The 18,760-nt window shown below is 49.1% G+C and carries 18 protein-coding genes and 1 pseudogene; 14 read left to right on the forward strand and 5 right to left on the reverse strand.

Annotation, left to right across the window (positions count from 1 at the left end; all coding sequences use genetic code 11):
- Positions 1-62: 62 nt before the first annotated feature.
- Positions 63-581, reverse strand: a complete 519-nt coding sequence (locus ACFPYJ_RS32250) for a CBO0543 family protein (RefSeq protein ID WP_379192547.1) — start codon at positions 579-581, stop codon at positions 63-65.
- A gap of 288 nt (positions 582-869) precedes the next feature.
- Entirely contained in the window at positions 870-1,673 is an 804-nt protein-coding gene (locus ACFPYJ_RS32255) for an IclR family transcriptional regulator (protein ID WP_379192549.1), read from the reverse strand.
- A gap of 319 nt (positions 1,674-1,992) precedes the next feature.
- Between ACFPYJ_RS32255 and ACFPYJ_RS32260 the strand changes: the two genes are divergently transcribed.
- The 10 genes and pseudogenes from ACFPYJ_RS32260 (at position 1,993) to ACFPYJ_RS32305 (ending at position 10,187) form a co-directional block, all read left to right on the forward strand.
- Positions 1,993-3,087, forward strand: coding sequence for a mandelate racemase/muconate lactonizing enzyme family protein (locus ACFPYJ_RS32260; RefSeq protein WP_379192581.1), 1,095 nt, complete (start codon positions 1,993-1,995; stop codon positions 3,085-3,087).
- Positions 3,088-3,122: 35 nt separating this feature from the next.
- Positions 3,123-4,124 carry a zinc-dependent alcohol dehydrogenase gene (locus ACFPYJ_RS32265; RefSeq protein ID WP_379192551.1) on the forward strand — a complete coding sequence of 334 codons (1,002 nt, stop codon included), beginning with the start codon at positions 3,123-3,125 and terminating at the stop codon, positions 4,122-4,124.
- A 109-nt stretch (positions 4,125-4,233) separates the two neighbouring features.
- Positions 4,234-5,004: an SDR family NAD(P)-dependent oxidoreductase gene (locus tag ACFPYJ_RS32270; protein ID WP_379192553.1), complete on the forward strand. Its 771-nt coding sequence runs from the start codon at positions 4,234-4,236 to the stop codon at positions 5,002-5,004.
- Positions 5,005-5,034: 30 nt separating this feature from the next.
- Entirely contained in the window at positions 5,035-6,027 is a 993-nt protein-coding gene (locus ACFPYJ_RS32275; RefSeq protein WP_379192555.1) for a sugar phosphate isomerase/epimerase family protein, read from the forward strand.
- Positions 6,027-6,836, forward strand: a complete 810-nt coding sequence (locus tag ACFPYJ_RS32280) for an SDR family NAD(P)-dependent oxidoreductase (RefSeq protein ID WP_379192557.1) — start codon at positions 6,027-6,029, stop codon at positions 6,834-6,836. The genes ACFPYJ_RS32275 and ACFPYJ_RS32280 overlap by 1 nt, the downstream gene beginning before the upstream one ends.
- Positions 6,837-6,877: 41 nt before the next feature.
- Complete coding sequence (locus tag ACFPYJ_RS32285; protein ID WP_379192559.1) at positions 6,878-7,021, forward strand: hypothetical protein; 144 nt, start codon at positions 6,878-6,880, stop codon at positions 7,019-7,021.
- Positions 6,972-7,355, forward strand: a pseudogene (locus tag ACFPYJ_RS32290) (carbohydrate ABC transporter permease); the annotation flags it as partial. The gene ACFPYJ_RS32285 and the pseudogene ACFPYJ_RS32290, both read left to right, overlap by 50 nt.
- On the forward strand, positions 7,356-8,195 hold the full coding sequence (locus ACFPYJ_RS32295) for a carbohydrate ABC transporter permease (protein WP_379192561.1): 840 nt from the start codon (positions 7,356-7,358) through the stop codon (positions 8,193-8,195).
- 57 nt (positions 8,196-8,252) lie between these two features.
- Complete coding sequence (locus ACFPYJ_RS32300; protein ID WP_379192563.1) at positions 8,253-9,026, forward strand: SDR family NAD(P)-dependent oxidoreductase; 774 nt, start codon at positions 8,253-8,255, stop codon at positions 9,024-9,026.
- Between the two features lie 228 nt (positions 9,027-9,254).
- Positions 9,255-10,187 carry a fused MFS/spermidine synthase gene (locus ACFPYJ_RS32305; protein ID WP_379192565.1) on the forward strand — a complete coding sequence of 311 codons (933 nt, stop codon included), beginning with the start codon at positions 9,255-9,257 and terminating at the stop codon, positions 10,185-10,187.
- A gap of 71 nt (positions 10,188-10,258) precedes the next feature.
- Here the strand turns inward: ACFPYJ_RS32305 and ACFPYJ_RS32310 are convergent, their stop codons facing one another.
- Positions 10,259-10,792 (reverse strand): AraC family ligand binding domain-containing protein, encoded by a 534-nt coding sequence (locus tag ACFPYJ_RS32310; protein ID WP_379192567.1) that lies wholly within the window; start codon positions 10,790-10,792, stop codon positions 10,259-10,261.
- Between the two features lie 70 nt (positions 10,793-10,862).
- Positions 10,863-12,053 (reverse strand): pyridoxal phosphate-dependent aminotransferase, encoded by a 1,191-nt coding sequence (locus ACFPYJ_RS32315; protein ID WP_379192569.1) that lies wholly within the window; start codon positions 12,051-12,053, stop codon positions 10,863-10,865.
- A 209-nt stretch (positions 12,054-12,262) separates the two neighbouring features.
- Between ACFPYJ_RS32315 and mtnK the strand changes: the two genes are divergently transcribed.
- A complete protein-coding gene (gene mtnK / locus ACFPYJ_RS32320; protein WP_379192571.1) occupies positions 12,263-13,483 on the forward strand; it encodes an S-methyl-5-thioribose kinase in 1,221 nt (406 codons plus the stop codon).
- 58 nt (positions 13,484-13,541) lie between these two features.
- Positions 13,542-14,780: a methionine adenosyltransferase gene (gene metK / locus ACFPYJ_RS32325; protein WP_379192573.1), complete on the forward strand. Its 1,239-nt coding sequence runs from the start codon at positions 13,542-13,544 to the stop codon at positions 14,778-14,780.
- Positions 14,781-14,839: 59 nt separating this feature from the next.
- Here the strand turns inward: metK and speD are convergent, their stop codons facing one another.
- On the reverse strand, positions 14,840-15,211 hold the full coding sequence (speD, locus tag ACFPYJ_RS32330) for an adenosylmethionine decarboxylase (RefSeq protein WP_379192575.1): 372 nt from the start codon (positions 15,209-15,211) through the stop codon (positions 14,840-14,842).
- Positions 15,212-15,507: 296 nt separating this feature from the next.
- On the opposite strand from speD, the gene ACFPYJ_RS32335 reads away from it, so the two are divergent.
- Positions 15,508-17,340, forward strand: coding sequence for a glycoside hydrolase family protein (locus ACFPYJ_RS32335; protein WP_379192577.1), 1,833 nt, complete (start codon positions 15,508-15,510; stop codon positions 17,338-17,340).
- A gap of 398 nt (positions 17,341-17,738) precedes the next feature.
- Positions 17,739-18,527, forward strand: a complete 789-nt coding sequence (locus ACFPYJ_RS32340; RefSeq protein WP_379192579.1) for a hypothetical protein — start codon at positions 17,739-17,741, stop codon at positions 18,525-18,527.
- Positions 18,528-18,760: the final 233 nt, after the last annotated feature.

The following is an 18,760-nucleotide window of genomic DNA, read 5'->3' on the forward strand; positions in this document are numbered from 1 at the left end:
ATAGGGGAGTCCTCGATTAAGTGCCATCTAATCGGGCTCTTACTAACTTAATCTGAACCGAATCAGTGCCTTTTCTCGATTGGAACATTTACCGGTACTTTGAAATACCAAACCCAAAAGATGCACATCAACAGCGAAATCGCATAGGCAAGCAGCGTTCTTTTGTAGAAGAGACGCAGCATGGGGAACATCAAGATGTCAAAAATAATGGACCAGTACAGACTCCAGCCGTATTGATAAATGATACGGCCTGTCATCATAAAGAACCATTCAACACCAACATAAATGCCAATCCATTTCAGATAGTGGCCGATCAGTTTTTTATCTCGTTTGGGGTAGGTAGATAAAAATAGGAGTACGGTAGCGGGAAATATAATGAATGTATATACCATCTCTGTCAAACTGTGATTGGGCAAAAAATCGGGCTTCAGTTTCCATAGAAAATGATTAGCTGTCAAAAAATTATAAAGTAAGTTGCCAAGCGCAAAATACATCATCGTACTGTGATACTGCTGCCAGTTTTTCCAATCCGCATATTTCCAAGCGGCGAGAATAGTGATTAATGCGAGTGTAAGATGCATAAAGGAATCTCCCCATTTAGTTTCAAATGGACATGGTTTGTGTTAATTTCCATTCCAACGTCGAAATATAAGCACGGTTTGAGTTTAATGTTCATTTCATCATTATTGCCAAATTATGTAACTTATATTACAGCATCATCCAGTTTTGGTTGTCCGCATACGCCTGTATCGAAGGTTGACATCGCCGTTTGTGCAAATAGAAAGGATAAAGATAACGCCATGGAGAAGCTTGCATTGCTGCAGCTCCTCTTTTTTTTGTTGGAAGTAATAGGAGAACCGTCCCGTATGCTATAGCCGATAACCGAAGCGGGCGGAAATTTCCAAGGAGACTTCACGTATCAGCTCCCCGATTTCGACAATCCGTTCATCGGATAAACGCCATTTCGGGCAGGAGACGCTGAAGGAAGCAATCGGTTCTTTCAAATGATTTAAAATCGGAGCCGCCACGCACCTCACTTCGGTTTCGTGCTCACAATTATCGATCGCATAACCGCGTGTATGAATATGTTCCAAATCATCGATGAGCGCTCCCCTTGAGGTAAGCGTCTGCGGAGTGAACGGAGTAAAGCCTTCGGCCACGACGGCATCTACAAGCGAGATCGGGGAATATGCCAGAATGGCTTTTCCGACTCCGGTACAATACATCGGGTTCCGCAGCCCGATTTCCGAGTGCATGCGAATCGTTTTGGACGATTCGACTTTGTCGATATACACTACGCGCAGACCGTCCCGGATAACCAGGTGAATCGTTTCCCCGACCCGATCGGCGATTTTCCGCAAATAGGGGGAAACGGTTTCGCGAATGGACATCGGCTTCAAAGCAAGTGTGGATAAACGAAGCGCATAAATGCCGATCCGGTAAAGGGCCGATTTGGGATCCTGCTCGACTAACCCGTACTGCTGGAAGGCGGCCAAATGTTTGCAGACGCTGCTGGGACTTTCCCCGGAATGCTGCGAAATTTTGCTGACGGAAACGCCCTCGAGACTGTTGTCGCTCAAATCTGCCAGCGTTTCCAGCACGTGAAGCGCCTTCAGCACCGTGGAAGAAGCTACTTTGTCTCTCGAAGTTTTTGCTTGGACAGGGTTAGTCATGAGAGAGTCCACCTTCCGATTGGAAATTTTATTTCGGATATGATTGATAGTGATGAGGTTGCCGGTAATAAAATAGGATGAGAAATATGGACATGCCTCCAGAATGCAGGTTCAACAGCATGTTCTACAGTTATTTTATAACCCCATTACGGATGGGGTCAATCTGTATCAAAAACAATTGACAGAATATTGAAACATCACTTAAACTTGAAAAGAAATATTTAGAAACACCATTTCTAATATAGAAAATAGGAGGTGTTTATTCCTGATTATTTCGGATGTAGAAACATTTATCGTCGGGAATCCATGGAAGAACTGGCTGTTCGTCAAACTGCACACCAAAGACGGGGTGTACGGAATCGGAGAAGGGACCTTGAACGGCTTTGCGAAGACGGTTGAAGCGGCCATCCACGAGTTGAAACATCTGTTCATCGGCCGGAGCGCTTTTGACGTAGAAACGATTTCACTGAAAATGCTTCGCGATGTTTATTCAGACGGAGGGCAAATTCAAGGCTCCGCTCTGGCTGCTGTTGAAACCGCCTGCTGGGATATTATCGGCAAGGCGGCGGGCCTGCCCTTGTATAAGCTGCTCGGCGGCCAGTGCCACGATAAGCTGCGCTGTTATGCGAACGGCTGGTACCGCGGGCCGAGAACCCCGGAGAACTTTTATGAGAAAGCCAAAGCTGTTGTTGAAAGGGGTTACACGGCGCTGAAATTCGATCCGTTCGGCAGTGCATGGAGAACCGTGGAGAAGAAAGATTTCAATCTGGCCCTTGATATCATCGCCGCTGTCCGCGACGCGGTAGGCCCGGATACGGATATATTGATTGAAGGCCATAACCGGTTCAGCGTGCACACGGCTCTGCAGTTTGCCGATGCTATGCTTCCTTACAATCCGACATGGTTCGAGGCGCCGGTGCCTCCGCAGCATATTTCCTCCATGGTGGAAGTGGCCAAGCGAAGCCCCGTACCGATCGCCTGCGGAGAGGACTACTACTGCAGGGAGCAATTCGCGGAGCTGCTTAAACATGATGCCGTACATATCATCCAGCTTGAACCGCAGTTTCTCGGCATCTCGGCGTCCAAGCAAATATGCGGCATGGTTCACGCCCATAATGGCGTCATCGCGCCGCACAGTGCACAAGGACCGCTCTGCTCCGTCGTATGCGCTCATCTGAATATGGCAACACCTAACTTCTATCTCCATGAGATTTTCGATGAATTTAACGAGCCTTGGGAGGAATTCGTACTGGAGCCGGCCTGCAAGGTCGAGCGCGGGTATATCAAACCGCCGGATTTGCCCGGTCTCGGCGTCGAATTGAATCTGGAAGAAATGGCAAAACATCCGTATCATCCCGGTCATTATCTTCCGCTCTTCAATCAGGGCTGGGAGAAGAGAGAGCGGCTCGACTAATGAGGTTCGCAGGAAGATGAAAAGGGAGGTGCAGCATGAAAGCATTGGTATATGAGGGACCAAAGTTGATGAACATCCGTGAAACAGCTGCTCCTGTGCCCGGCGAAGACGAGGTGCTCGTAAGGGTCGCGCGCGCGGGAATCTGCGGGTCCGAATTGAGCGGATACCTGGGGCATAATTCTTTGCGCAAGCCTCCCCTTATTATGGGTCATGAATTCTCCGGAACGATCGAGCGGGTCGGCAGTGATGTAAACCGTTTCCAAGCCGGAGACCGGATTACCGCCAATCCGCTCGTCACCTGCGGGAGGTGCGCCGCTTGTACGACGGGAGCGGCACAGCTGTGCGCGGAGCGGAAGCTGCTTGGGGCGCACCTTCCTGGAGCGTTTGCCGAATACGTCGTCGTGCCCGAGCACAACATCCACCGGCTGGAGCCTCATGTATCGTTTGAGGAAGGCGCATTTACGGAGCCGTTCGCGTGCGCGGTCCACATCTGCAATCTGTTGAAGCTGCACCCGAGCGGACGGCTTCTGATCATGGGCGCAGGCCCGATCGGGCTGCTTACCCTGCAGGCTGCACGAATCTTCGGTTTGCAGGATATTACGGTCATTGATCTCAACGAAGAACGTCTGGAAATTGCCAGGGAACTGGGCGCTGCTGCTGCCACCCGGCTGGAATTGCCTGGCTCCGGAGGGAGTTTGAACGCATTCGATGCCGCCGTTGACGCCGTCGGCATGCAAGTCACCCGGGCGGGCTGCGTGAAAGCGGTAAAACTCGGCGGCAGCGTGGTATTCAGCGGATTGCACGAGGACAGCAGCCAGCTTCCGCTCAATGATATGATCCGTAGTGAAATCAAGACCTACGGAGCATTCGCTTACAGTCCGGCAGACTTTTCTGCTGCGCTGCAATGGATTGCCCAGCGTAAGATGCGGCTGAGCCCCTGGTCCACTCTGGCACCGCTTGAAGACGGGAGTTCTTGCTTCGATAAGCTGATCGGCAGTCCGGGAAGAACAGCGAAAATATTGCTAACTCTTGATTGAAGTTTCAACAGCGAGATATCGCTTACTCTACGATTGACGTTCTATAGAAGGAATGATAGACGGGAATAGGGAGCAAGAACAGATTAATTTATCGGGGGGATGACGTAACATGGGCAGCTTGGATTTATTCAAATTGGATGGCCGGGTCGCGTTGATCACGGGAGGGACCGGAGGTCTGGGGCTGGTGATGGCGCAAGCATTGGCCGAAGCCGGAGCGACCGTCGTTATTACGAGCCGCATAAAGGAGAAAGCGGTAGATGCGGCTGAGAAGCTGGCAAGCGCAGCAGGGACAGAGACGCTCGGGCTTGCGGCAGACGTTACGAACGCGGAGGATGTCGAAGCGATGGTCTCTTCAGCGGTCGATGCCTTCGGGCGTATCGATATTCTGATCAATAACGCCGGAATCAACATCCGGAAACCGATCGAAGAATACGACGAGGCCAGCTGGGACTTGGTTCAAAATACGAACCTGAAAGCGCCGTTCCTGTGCTCCCGGGCTGTAGCCCGGCTGATGAAAGAGCAGAAGTACGGCAGAATCATCAATATTTCCTCCATGCTGGGCACTGTCGGATTAGCGGAACGGAGCGCCTATTGCTCCAGCAAAGGCGGCGTTATTCAATTGACGAAGGTTCTTGCGCTGGAGTTCGCGCCTTTTAACGTAACGGTTAATGCGCTATGCCCGGGGCCGATTGCAACGGAGCTCAATACCGTCGTTATGAACAATCCGGAGGCAAACCGGGTCTTTATCGACAACATTGCGATGGGCCGTTGGGGTCAGCCTTCGGAAATCGCCGGAGCGATTCTGTTCCTGGCCTCCGACGCTTCGAGCTTCATGACCGGATCGAACCTTACCGTTGACGGAGGCTGGACGGCGAAATAGTCCTCCAATAAAGAAGAAGAGGTGAACAGCATGCGAGTTGGTCTTTCGATGTTCGGCACTACTTACGCGATGGGGCTTCATCCCAAATCCGGACGGCAGCCGATGACGCCCGAGCAATTGCTGAATCAAGCGGCGGAAGCGGGACTTCAGGGAGTAGAGCTGCCGCCGTATCTTCTGAAAGGCGCCGATCTGAAAGTGATTGCCGGAAGGGCGCGCGAGCTGGATTTGTACATCGCAATCGCAACGGACGGGTATGATCCGGTCAGGTTGTCGGAAGTGTTTGACTTGGCCGCCGTACTTGGCGCAACAACTGTGCGGACAGTAGTCGGAGGGGCGAAAATCGGTGGCGACAGGCGGCATATGGCCGGCATATGGCAATCATTCCTCCAGGACGTATGGCGCGGACTTGAGGCGGCGACGCGAATTGCGGAGAAGAAGGGAGTCGTGCTGGCGCTCGAAAATCATCAGGACCTCGCCTCCGAAGAATTGATCTGGCTTTGCGAGAAGATCGCTTCTCCCCATTTTGGCATTACGCTCGATACAGGAAATCCTTTGGCGACCGCCGAGGAGCCGGTGAATTTTGCTGTAAAAATCGCTCCTTATATCAAGCATGTGCACCTGAAGGATTATTGGATCTATCCAAGCAGTGAAGGATACCGGCTCGTTCGCTGTCCGATCGGACAGGGGGTGGTGAATTTTCCGGCACTGCTGAAGTTGTTCCGCCAAGAATCGCCCCAGCTTACGATGTCCATCGAGATCGGCGCGCTTGAAGCACGCCATGCACGCGTACTCGCCGATGATTATTGGCCGGAATATCCTTCCCGTTCCGCACAAGAGCTGGCCAAAGTCATCCGATTTGTTCAGGCCAACGCCAAGCCGTCGGATGACTGGCGAACGCCCTACGAGCGCAGCGAGCCGGTTGAAGCCATTATCGCTTACGAGAATGCTCAGCTGCTGGCAAGCATGTCTTATATGCATGAACTGATGCGGAATCCCGATATTTCGGAAGCGGAGGTGTCTTAGTGAACATCGATTTGAACGGGAAAGTGGCCATCGTAACCGGAGCGGGGAAGGGGATCGGCCGGGAAATCGCGCATACCTTGGCTCACGAAGGCGTCATCACCATTATGCTTGACCTTGACGGAAATCTTGTTGCGGATTCCGCCAAAGAGGCTGCGGGCAAGGGGCTCCAAGCTTATCCGTACGAGTGCGATGTCAGGAACTTCAGCCGCATTGAGGCAGTCGTGGAGGATGTGCGGAAGCGGCAGGGCCGGATCGACATTCTCGTTAACAACGCGGGAGTGGCAAACGGCGGGCCCGTGGATGTGCTCAAGGAGGAAACATGGGACCTGAATATGGACATTAACCTCAAGGGCACGTTCTTGATGTGCAAGGCCGTCGCCCCGGTCATGAAGCAGCAGCGTGCGGGGAGAATCATTAATGCGGCATCCTTCGCCGCTATCGTCCCGAGTTATGGAAGCGCTGCCTATGCCTCTTCGAAAGCGGCAGTCCATCAATTCACGAGAGTGCTTGCCGGGGAACTGGGACCTTGGAACATTACAGCGAACTGTTATTCGCCTGGCATGATTCCGACCGACATGAACCATTTTGCCGATTTGCCGGATGACCGCCAGCAGCGGCTTCTCGATACTTTGACCCTCCGGTACTGGGGGAAGAAGGAGGACGTCGCGCACTTGATTTGCTTCCTCTCATCCGATTATGCAAGCTACATAACCGGAACGATGATCGATGTCAGCGGAGGCAAGCTGGCGACGCAAATACCGAGAACAGCTTATGAGATCGCCGCGCAAGAAGGGAGCTACGAATTTTAATCGATGAGGCAGCCCATTTGACCTGGAGGAGGTTTATGGAAATGACTCGACAATTCGCACAGCGATCATTGGCTGTTGCGCTCGCGCTGGGCTTGATTTTCCTGACGGGATGCGGCAGCAACGGCAACGGCGGAGGTTATCATTTTCCTGGCGGGATTGAAACAAATTCCGAGGGATTTGTATGAATCTTCGGGGGTGGACGGAGCGACAACAATCCGCCAGTTCTTCCACATTACGCTGCCGATGCTCTCACCTGTGATGTTCTTCAATCTGATACTCGGCATTATCGGATCCTTCCAAATGTTCAACTCGGCCTTCATCATTACAGGCGGCGAACCGGCAAATTCGACCTATACCTATGCGCTCATGCTTTACGATAAGGCGTTCAAAAACTTTGAAATGGGTTATGCGTCGGCATTGGCATGGCTGCTTCTGTTCCTGATTGCGCTGCTGTCAGCCATTAATTTCTACGCTTCGAAATACTGGGTGTTCTTCGAATCGGAAGGAGGCAGGAAATAAATGACCTTCGCCAGACGATCGATTTCGCTCCGTTATCATATCATTTTGCTGGTGTTCTCCTTCCTGATGATGTATCCGGTGTTCTGGTGGATCGGTGCTTCCCTCAAGAGTAATGCCGAGATGCCGCTTCCGACCATTTGGCCGTCCAAGCCGATGTGGGAAAACTTCTATAACGGATGGACTTCGTTCCCGTCCTTTACCTTCACGAAGTTTTTTGCCAACACGCTGTGGCTGGAGTTCTGGTGCGTGCTTGGTGCCGTACTCACAACGCCGCTTGTCGCTTACGGATTTGCGCGGATAAACTTTAAGCTCAAAGGACTGATGTTCGCGCTTCTTCTGACGACGATCATGCTGCCCGGACAAGTGACCATAGTGCCGCAGTATATTATGTACAACAAGCTGGAGATGGTCGATTCCTTCCTTCCGCTCATCTTGCCTCATTTCTTCGGCGGAGGGGCTTTCTTCGTTTTCCTCATGGTGCAGTTTATCCGCGGAATTCCGCGTGAGCTGGACGAGTCCGCGAAGATTGACGGCTGTTCATCCTTCGGCATATTCCTTCGCATTATTCTACCGCTTATCAGACCGGCTCTGGTGACCGTCGTCGTATATACCTTCCTATGGAGCTGGGACGATTTCTTCGGTCAGCTGCTTTACATAAGCTCAGCGGATAACTATACCGTCAGCGTGGCACTGCGGGTTTTCATCGATTCCGAGTATAAGGTGGAATGGGGGCAGCTGCTCGCCGTATCGCTTGCCTCCGTCGTCCCGTCCATCCTGGTGTTCTTCGTCGCCCAGAAACATTTTGTGGAAGGAATTGCGACGACCGGAATTAAAGGGTGACGGCACATCGAATAGAAAGAAGAGCTGGAAGAATAGGATCGAATGGGAGAGAGGATTATGCAGGAAACCTATTTGAATTTGGAACGGCGAACGGTTGTCGTGACAGGCGGGGCCAAAGGAATCGGCCGTGCAATCGCGGAACAATTTATGCGCTTCGGTTCAAGAGTGATTATTGCAGATGTAGATGAGGACGGGGAAGCATGCGCGGCGAAATGGGCGAAGTCAGGCTATGAAGTCCGCTTTGTGAGCTGCGACGTCTCTGATTCTGCGCAAGTCAAAATTTTGATCCATACAGCCGAGCAGGAATTCGGCGGAGTGGACGTGCTGGTGAACAACGCAGGCATCTTTCCCAGAGCGGATCTGCTCGGTACGGACGAAGCATTCTGGGATAACGTGCTGGGCATCAACCTAAAGGGAGCCTACCTGATGAGTCAAGCGGTTGTTCCCGGCATGATCAGACAGGGCGGCGGCAATATCATCAACATCGGGTCACTTCACGCCACGACCGGTGAAGATGTGACGATGGCTTATGCCGTCTCCAAGGGAGGCATCGTCACATTGACCCGCAATTTGGCGCGTGCGCTGGCCAAACATCGTATCCGTGTCAATTGTGTCCAGCCGGGCTGGGTGGCATCCGACGGAGAATTGGCCCGACTCCAATCTAGCGGTATGGATCAGGAAGCGATTAAGACGCACAGCAGCCGGATGCCGCTCGGCAGAATGCAGACAGGCGAGGACATCGCACGCTCCGTCGCATTCATGGCTTCGGATTTGGCCACTCAGATAACCGGTCAAATCTTGGGGGTGGATGGCGGAGCCAGCCTGCGGTGATTCTAGCAGATGACCGTATGAACAAGTAGAGGAGCCCGCATCGCGGAGCTCCTCTTTAAGTGCGTTTGGTCGCTTAACCGCCTGCGTTTGTCTTTATGTTGCTGGCTTTCGCCCACACTTTACCGGGAACCATGGCATATCTTGAGATTAAATTATGACAGAGCAAGTGTCGGAGCGGAAGTTGGTTCCATTTTTCGAAAGCTTATATTTTCATGCGAGGTGAAATAGTTGGCAAAAAGAATGACGACTTCGACAAGCTCGAATATCGTACGGGGAGATATATGGGATCAAAAAACCTTGAAACACTTGCTGCAAAGAAAACCTAAAATCCTATATAAGGGTAAAAGCCGGTATCAAAATATTGTCCTGCTTGAAGCGAAAGATATACGGTTGTATCTGGATAAACAGCTTCAATTCAGTTCATTGGATGAACGCTTTTATCACGAGGCACTTGTTCATCCGGCAATGACCATGTCTCCCAGCCGTCGTCATGTCTTAATATTAGGCGGGGGCGACGGATTTGCAGTCCGGGAAGTGCTTAAATATCGGGATGTTAAAACCGTTGATCTTATTGAGTTGGATCCAAAAATGATTAAAATAGCAAAAAGCAAGCCTGTATCTGTATTGAATAATCGTTCATTATTTGATAAACGAGTGAAGGTTCATCAAAAGGACGCAAGACTCGTTTTCTCGAAGACTCCAAAACCAAATTCAAAAGCATACAATGTGATCATCCTCGATTTTCCCGATCCTTATGATAAAGTGCTAAGTAAGCTGTACACAAAAGAATTTTTCAAAAGTATAGCCAAATCGCTTGCTCCCGGTGGCATTATCGTCATCCAATCGAATTCGACAGAAGATATGCCGCGGGTATATTGGAGTATTTATCATACTTTAAAAAGTGTAGGATTGTTCACTAAAAGCTATAATGTTTATGTCCCTTCATTCGGAGATTGGGGATTCCAGATCGCTTCGTTTAAAAAGTTTGTGCCAGGCAGGAAAAAAGTATCTGTTGCGAACGAGACACTCCCCAAAAATCTCTCAGCTCTGTTTAAATTGCCAAAGGATCTGCTTCGTGATAAAAATGCAGCCTTGCCAAACAGTTTAAAGAATCTAAGGTTATTCAAGTATTTCCAGCTTGATCAAAAAGAAGCGCTATAAAGATTAAAGGAATCTTACAGAGGGCTATTCGATTAGCCCTCCGAAGTCTATTCAAGCAACATATGGAACGCTTAGAATTCAGGATCTTCATAGGGATGTGCAACCCATGCCGCGGCATCAATAAACAATCTGACTGCTACCACGCGCCGGTTTTCCACCAAAGTGAAGAAATGGGGGGTATTCACCGGAACCGAAATCACGTCGCCTGGCACTAATTCCACATCAAAATATCCGGCAGCCTGGTTTCCTTTTATTGTGAAAATCCCGTTCCCTGCCGTGATAGCACGAACTTCATCTTCGGTATGGACATGTACCTGCTGAAATTTTTTCAATAGTTCATCCAGATTAGGCGTGGCATCGGATAGAGCTACAATGTCCCAGTTTTTATATCCGTGTCTTTGCGCAAGAGACTGGATATCAGCATCGAAAGTTTCAAGAATCTTTGCTTTATCCTCATCAGAAAGAATAAATGAATCCCGAAGATACTCCGGTAATTTAGTTGTATCCCAGTGTTCATACAGAACTCCCTGTTCCTTCAAGAAATGTTTAACGTTTTCCTCGCCTGATATTCGATCAAGCGTTTTACGAAGCACAATTGATGCCATAGTCAATTCCCCTCTCCATAAATTAGTCATGCAAAATGCCCAATACATAGTTTTCGTTACAGCTTCCTGCTTAAAAAAGCGATAATGAATGAATTCGCTTTATAGCTTCCCGCAAGCGGTCTTCGCTTGTTAGCAGCCCCGCTCGAACATATCCCTCACCGTTATTGCCAAACCCGCTGCCTGGCGCCACGACCACCTGAACTTTCTCCAGAAGCAAGTCTGCGAACTGACTTGATGTGAATCCGGACGGAACTGGAAGCCAAGCGAAGAATGTTCCTTCGGAAAGAGGGGCACTCCATCCGATGCTGCCCATTTCATGAAAAATGGAGTTCCGCCGCGATTCATAGATGTCCACCAGTTCCCGTACGCAGTCCTGAGAGGATGTCAAAGCTGTTACCGCTGCATCTTGAACCGCTCCAAACAGGCTGCAATAGTAATGATCCTGAAGCAAATTGATTAATCGGATCACTTCTTTATTTCCGAGCGCGAAGCCGATTCGCCAACCAGCCATGTTATAGGTCTTTGAGAGCGTATAAAACTCGATTCCTGTCTCTTTCGCACCAGGACGGGTAAGGAAGCTGACCGGTTTCTTGCCGTCAAATCCGATTGCCCCGTAAGCAAAATCATGCGCGATGACAATTTGGTTCTTCTCGGCAAACCGGATTGCATCATCGAAAAAGGTGGGAGGGGCGCAGGCACCGGTTGGATTTGAAGGATAATTGAGATAGAGTAATTTAGCTCTCTTTAGCTGATTGGAAGGAATATTCTCCAAATCAGGCAGGAAAGAATTTCCCTTCAACAACGGCATTGTAACCATTTTAGCTCCAGCAAGTGCAATCCCCGACCAATAATCCGGGTACCCGGGGTCAGGAACGAGTGCGATATCCCCTGGATTCAGCAGGATTGCCGGAAGCTCCACCAGACCTGTTTTTGTTCCGGAGAGAACCGCTACTTCGTCATCAGGATCCAAATCAACACCATGTTCATCCCGGTACCATTGACATACAGCTTCTTTCAGCTTCCTTTTTCCAGTGAATAAGGAGTACTTATGGTTCAGCGGATTATCTGCCGCCCCCTGTAGGGCACGTACAATATGCGGTGGAGTAGGAAGATCGGGATTTCCCTGACCGAGATTAATCACATCGTATCCTTCTTCGATATATTGGTTCACTCTCGACACTAAAGTGGAGAAAAATTGAACAGGGAGACGTTTCATTTGTTTTGATGCCATAACCTCGAATCTGCTTGATCGTGCATTCATTACATCACCTCCCACTCTATGAAACTATATGACAAAGAATAGGAATTGCTTGTACATCTTCATCTATTGCAAAAAACAATCGCTTGTCTCTCCAGCAGCTGCCTATATACATAGACGGTTTTATTATTTATGGCTTTTCATATACACCAAATTCTCGATTTGGATTATTCATATTAAATAGAAAACATTTTCATAGAGGAGGAAGGATCATGCTCCAGTATCAGGCTCTTAATGAATATAGAGCTTTGATTTATGCACGGAAGCGAAGAGACTTGTTTGTAGAACAATCACAGCTGGTCTGCAGAGAGATCGGGGATGGGAATTTGAATCTCGTCTTTCATATTGCTGACCAAATAACGGGAAAAAGCATCATTATGAAGCAGGCGCTAACCTATGCGCGGGTGGTTGGGGAATCGTGGCCATTAACCCTCGATCGGGCACGGATTGAGAGTCAGGCATTGCTCATTCAGCATTCCATTTGTCCCGGCTTCGTACCTAAGGTCTACCATTATGACCCTATTATGGCGCTGACCATTATGGAAGATCTGTCAAGCTATCTGGTGATGCGTAAAGGATTGGCTTCCAGAGTGCAATATCCTCATTTTTCGCGTCACATCGGCCGTTTTTTGGCACGGACTTTGTTTTTGACATCCGATTTTGCTTTGCCCTCACAAGAGAAAAAGATGAGAGCGGCTCAATTCATGAATCCGGAAATGTGCAAAATCTCGGAAAATCTCATTTTTACAGATCCCTATTTTGATTCCGAAACGAACCGATTTAATCTCCTGATAACGGATGCTGTAATAAAAATACGGGATAATGACCAATTGAAGCTTGAAGTCGCAAAATTAAAGGAAGGCTTCCTCACGCATGCACAGGCGCTTATCCATGGGGACTTTCATACCGGGAGCATCATGGTGACGGAAGAGGATACTAAAGTGATTGATCCGGAATTTTCATTCTATGGACCTATCGGATTTGATATCGGGGTCTTAGTTGCAAATGTGCTGCTGAGTTTCGCCTCCCATGAAGGGCATACGCCGGATTCACAGGAACGAACCAATTATCAGGCGTATCTGCTGTCTATGATCGAAGAAATATGGTCTTGCTTTGAAAAAGAATTCAGGGATTTATGGGAAAAAGAATCAAAAGAACAAATGACGGTAATCCCAGGTTATGTGGACGATTACTTGCTCCAAGTGCTTGAGGATACTGCAGGGTACGCAGGCTGCGAAATGATGCGCAGAATCATCGGTCTCGCACATGTTCCGGATCTGGAGAGTGTAGAAGATCCGAATCTGCGGGCGAAAGGGGAACAACTGGCACTGTCGATCGGTCAACAGCTGGTGCTGGAAAGATGGCAGGTTCAAGGTATCAACGATATTACATCCCGTGTAAGGCAAATAGCAGGATTGGGGATGAATCAGTAAATGATCATTTTACCCGATCTCTTTTATGGGACAAGAATGAGAGGAAGGGGGATAATCGATGTCTAACAAAAAAAGGCGCCATCTCTTTACGTCCGAATCCGTAACGGAAGGTCATCCGGATAAAATGTGCGATCAAATTTCTGATGGCATATTAGATGCTATTTTTGAGAAAGATCCGTATGCGCGTGTAGCTTGCGAATGCTGCGTGGGACGGGGCTTTGTTCTTGTTACTGGTGAAATTACGGCAAATGCTTTTATCGACTATCAAAAAGTAGTCAGGGAAACCATTAGGAGCATCGGGTATTCACGAGCCGAGCTCGGTTTCGATGCCAATTCCTGCTCGGTCTTCATAGCAATCAATGAACAATCCCCTGATATCGCAATGGGGGTCGACAAAGCTTTAGAGATTCGCGAGGGCAGGATGAATGAAGATGAGATTGACGGGATCGGAGCCGGGGATCAAGGCTTGATGTTCGGTTTTGCATGCAATGAAACAAAGGAGCTCATGCCGCTGCCGATATCCCTGTCTCATAAACTGGCTTATCAATTGGCACTGGTCCGAAAAAGCGGCACATTGCCTTATTTACGTCCTGACGGTAAAGTGCAGGTCAGCGTTGAGTATGAAGGTACCCGGCCTAAACGTGTAGATACAATCGTAATCTCGACTCAACACGATCCCGAAATATCCCAGGAGCAAATTAAAAAGGATATGTTGATGTTTGTGATTACGCCTGTCATTCCAACCGAGTATAGGGATGAACTTACAAAATATTACATTAATCCAACCGGCCGGTTTGTCATCGGCGGTCCGGCAGGGGATGCAGGATTAACAGGCCGCAAAATAATAGCTGACACCTATGGCGGTTACGCGCGTCATGGCGGAGGGGCATTTTCGGGCAAAGACCCGACCAAGGTTGACCGTTCAGCCGCTTATGCTGCCCGTTATGTAGCTAAAAATATTGTTGCTGCAGGTCTTGCCGATAAGTGTGAAGTTCAATTGGCTTATGCCATAGGGGTGGCCTATCCGGTGAGCATAGCTGTCGATACCTTCCGTACCGGCAAAATAGATAATGAGATGCTCAGTCAATTGGTACAGAAACACTTTGACCTTCGTCCGGCAGGCATTATTAACATGTTGAAACTTCGCAGCCCGATTTATCAGAAAACGGCTTCATACGGTCATTTTGGACGAGCGGATTGTGAATTTCCCTGGGAGCAGACAGACAAAGCAGAGTTATTAATCAAGGAAGCAAAGCTGCTCCAAGCGACGAATGGTAAACAGGCAGGACATCATTAATACAGCTCAGATAAACAAACTAAGCCTCTTATTTACTAAGAGGCTTAGGCTTGTTTATCTTAATCGATCATTTTTATTTCATTCGAACCGCGAATTAGTGTTTTTGAATAAATCTTATCAGGCTTTAAGATATCGATTAAATAATCGATAGCTATTTTGGGGTCTACTTTTTCTCCGCATGTGTAACAATCTATCGCAGCAAACTCTTGTTCAGGGTAGGTGTGAATAGAGAGGTGACTTTCAGATAATAGAACCAAAATTGTACAGCCATTTGGATCGAACTTTTTGTAAGATATGGACAACACTTGAGCACTGCTTTTCTTAGCCGCATCTACCATGATCAGCCGTAAAAAATCAATATTATTTAAAATTTCAAATTCAGTCCCCCAGACGTCAACGGCAATATGCCTTCCATAGGTTGAGTATTTCAAATCGTATCCTCCCTTCAAATAGGATGAAGATGAACAAGCAGGATGAATGGAAAGACTTTCAACTTCATTAGATAAAATATGAAAATAAATGAAAAACGCTCTAGTAGAATGTCCAATTCTTGCATACAAGCTATTTCATTTGACAGAACAATTCGATTTACAGGATTTCGCTGGAGGAGGAATCATACGGAGTGACCTAGAATTACTGTGAAAATGGAGATGGGAGTGCTGTATTGGAATAATTAGGAAAAATCCCGGTTAGTATACCATCCGCATAAGAATGGAGTGGAGAATGAATGAAACTGCAATCGCAGGTCCCGTTCGAACTGACTGCCGTACAGGGTGATCCGCCAGCCAAGCTAAACTGGGGGCCCGTTCAGGAGCTTTCAGTTGGAATAGAAACAACAGGAGCTCCAACTGGGGATCTGGCCGTCCTCACATCCTCTGAATCGGCAAGACGGATTTACATTCATTCCGGGGTTTCAGGTGAAAAGAAAGCGCTATCCTTAATTGTTGAATGGTATACGGATGCAAGAGAAGAACCGCTGATTTTATCCGTGCCCTGGGACAGCATCGGATTCTCGGATCATTCGGTTTTGCTGCAGTATACGGGTCACGCGGTCCGGTTATATGTAGACGGCGTTTTGGTAGATGAGGATTGGCCGATGGGCTCGGTCGATTTGAGCGATTCATGCGTTCACCTGTATAAGAACGTTACGAGAGTCCTCTTATGGAAAGAAGCGGTGTCGCCTGAGTGCGTGGACCGGAACTTAGAAGACCGGATTTTAGGTGCAGAACCGGCAACGCTGCAATATTGGAAGCCGCGGGGTTTTAATACGGGTGTAGGTGATTGCATGCCTTACTTTGACGGAGAAAATTTCCGTCTCTTCTATTTGTACGACCGTCGCGGGCATGCCAGCAAATGGGGTCTTGGCGCGCATCAGTGGGCTCAAATTTCGACGAAAGACTTCCGTTCGTGGACTCATCACCCGATAGCGGTAGGCATTACGGATCAAGGAGAAGGGTCAATCTGTACCGGTTCCTTATTCTTGAAGGATGGTATTTATTACGCTTTCTATGCCGTTCGGGCTGTCGACGGTTCTCCCGCCCGCCTGACTTGGGCGATTAGCAGCGACGGCATCAACTTCACCAAGACCGGTGCCAGCATCCGCATCTCGGACCGGTACTCTCTGGCATCCGTTCGTGATCCCCATGTGTTTCAGGATCAGGAAGGAAAGTATCATATGCTGGTGACGACCAGCCTGGTTCATGAGATCAGGAATCAAGGCTGCCTCGCTCATCTGGTGTCGGATAATCTGAGCGAATGGACGGAACTTGAGCCTTTCATCGTTCCGGGCTATCATGACGAACCGGAATGCTCTGACTTTTTTGAGTGGAACGGATGGTATTACCTGATCTTCAGCAACGATGGGCTGGCTCGTTACCGGTACTCCCGTAATCCGCAGGGGCCTTGGCTGAGACCGGCGATGGATGTTTTCGATTGCGTGCAATGGCGCGTACCGAAGACCGCCCCATTCCCGGAGGGAAGACGCATTGCAGCAGGCTTCCTGGCTTCACCGGGCAAATACGGAGGAGAGCTCGTTTTCCGCGAATTGATTCAGCAAGCAGACGGTTCCCTTGGGCTTGGCTTCGTTCCGGAGCTGGAAGAGAAGACCGGCCCTTCCCAATCATTCGAAGGCTTTACCCTGGACGGCGCGAGCGGGTTCGTCTCCCGCGGCATCGGGTCGTTCGCACCGGGCTATGTGATCTCTTTCGAAGTGAAGGCTCATTATCCGAACATGTTCTTCGGATTCTCCGTGGCGGATTCGGAAAGCTTTATGAACGGGTACGATATCCGTTTCGAGCCGGCAGCCCGTAAAGCCGGCATCCATCGTATTCATGCCCCTTCCCTGCAGGAGGATGAGTCATCTTCGATCTATCAGCTGGAAGGACTGAGTGAGAACGTATCTGTCAAAGCCGTCGTTAAAGAAGGATGGATCGATCTGTGTGTGAACGGCAGCCGGACGATCATCTCTAGAATCAGCCGCAGGAGCGGAAGCCTTCGTGTATTCGCCCAATTCGGTTCGGCTTCGTTCGAACGGATCATCATTCGGGAAATAAACGGGTAACTAAGGTAACTATAATCAAAGAAAAGAATTAAAGGAGAAGTTAACAATGACGAAGAGCTTAACGCCTAAAGCCCCTCTGTATCGTGATCCCATACATGACGGGGCAGCGGATCCACTGGTGGTTTTTAATAGAGAGGAAGGTAATTGGTATTGAGAACCGGTTTGTAGACGCAAGCAGGCCATGACGCTGAGGATCTTAATGAAGAATAACGATGCGTTCTTGAAACGTTAAGGCAGACTTAAGGAATGCACCGCTGCCGTATTCAGGAAACTTTCAGCGCAGGCTCATCTTAGGCTTAGGTTCATTTCATTTTCACTTAAGGGGCACAGACCATAATAAGTCTTGTGAAGACAACCGCATTTGACCAAATACACCAACCCATGAGGAGGAAAAGAACATGAACAAATACTTGAAGACGATCAGCATTACGGCGGCATTAGCAGTGATGATCCCGCTAAGTGCATCTGCAGCAGCATCGAACACGACGACTGAAACAAGCACAAGCTCGGCAGTCAAGGTTGACCAATCAGGCAGCGGCTTGATAGACCGCGGCGGCGATCACGGCGGACGTCCAGGCTTCAGGGGACAATACTTCAACGAAGCTGTCCTTGCGCTGCTGAAGCTGGATCGGGACACCCTGCAGGAGAAGCTTAACGCAGGCAGTACGCTGGGGGAGATTGCAACCGCCCAAGGAGTAACGACGGAAGCTCTGAAAGCGGCGCTGACAACTGCTTTTGAAGAGCGGCAAGCACAGGAGGAGAAAGAATTTACTGCTAACTTGGATACGATGATAAGCTCCAAACAGCAGTTTAAAGGCGGTCCGGGCTTAGGCGGCGGTCATTATCTTAGCACAATCGCCACAGCGATCGGCCTGACGGAGGATGAGCTTAGAACAGCGCTTCAAGCAGAAGGAGCAACCATCGCTTCTATTGCGAAGACAAAGGGAGTAACTACGGACGCGCTGATCAGTAAGGTGAAAGCAGCGATTGTCACTCAAATCGATCAGGCGGCTACGGATGGCAAATTGACGGCTGAGCAAGCAGCAGCCGCGAAGGAAAAGGCGGGAGAGCAGGCCAAGCGAGCGGTAGAAGGTAACTTTGGGCCGAAAGACGGCTTCCGTGGCGGCGGTGGACACGCTGATAAAGGCGGTTCTATAGGAAATCAAACATCAGCCACGACAGAATGATCTACTTAGACTGCTTAAAACGTTCCAGAGGGAAATGAAAGGATAATAAAACGAAGTAATTGGAATAAATTTACAAAAAGCTCACTGGGAGTCATCCGAGGCCACTGAAGAACTTAAGCTTTTCCAGTGACCCAAGTTATATTTAAAGAAAAGCGACACTTACCTCGGATTTTTCGGGTAGGTGTCGCTTTTTATGTGGTATTGCTCTGTTTTTTCTTAGTCCGCTAACTTCA

It is taken from the genome of Paenibacillus solisilvae, from assembly GCF_042656405.1.
In the GTDB taxonomy this organism is placed as follows: Bacteria; Bacillota; Bacilli; order Paenibacillales; family Paenibacillaceae; genus Paenibacillus_Z; species Paenibacillus_Z solisilvae.